Origin of the sequence: Brevibacterium sp. SIMBA_078 (genome assembly GCF_046534565.1) — a bacterium.
Lineage (GTDB): Bacteria > Actinomycetota > Actinomycetes > Actinomycetales > Brevibacteriaceae > Brevibacterium.
In genome coordinates this window covers 1-260 of sequence record NZ_JAWRYQ010000338.1, presented here as the reverse complement: position 1 = coordinate 260, position 260 = coordinate 1, and the positions used below count along the sequence as shown (strand labels likewise).

General features: G+C 58.8%; 1 protein-coding gene. It reads left to right on the top strand.

Going from position 1 to position 260, the window contains the following annotated elements; all coding sequences use genetic code 11:
• Positions 1-260 (top strand): hypothetical protein (locus SB749_RS19940; RefSeq protein WP_410711834.1); only part of this gene is annotated, 260 nt, incomplete at both ends.

The window sequence follows — 260 nt, the reverse complement described above, 5'->3', positions numbered from 1 at the left end:
CCACTCTGAGCAAGTCCGTCAACGGGAAGATCGCGATCATCGGCGACACCACGACTCCAACCAACGTCGTGGTGAACGGCAGCTTTACTGCCGATGGCGCCGGCACGTACCTGTCAGTGAGCGCGATGATGCTGCGCGGCGGTGTCGTTGCTCAGAATGGTGGCCGTGTCGATATCGATTCGAGTTTGGATTTCGACGCGTTCGCTGGTGGGCGCCACATCTACTCCTACAACCACGGCACGGTGAACATCAACAGCAAC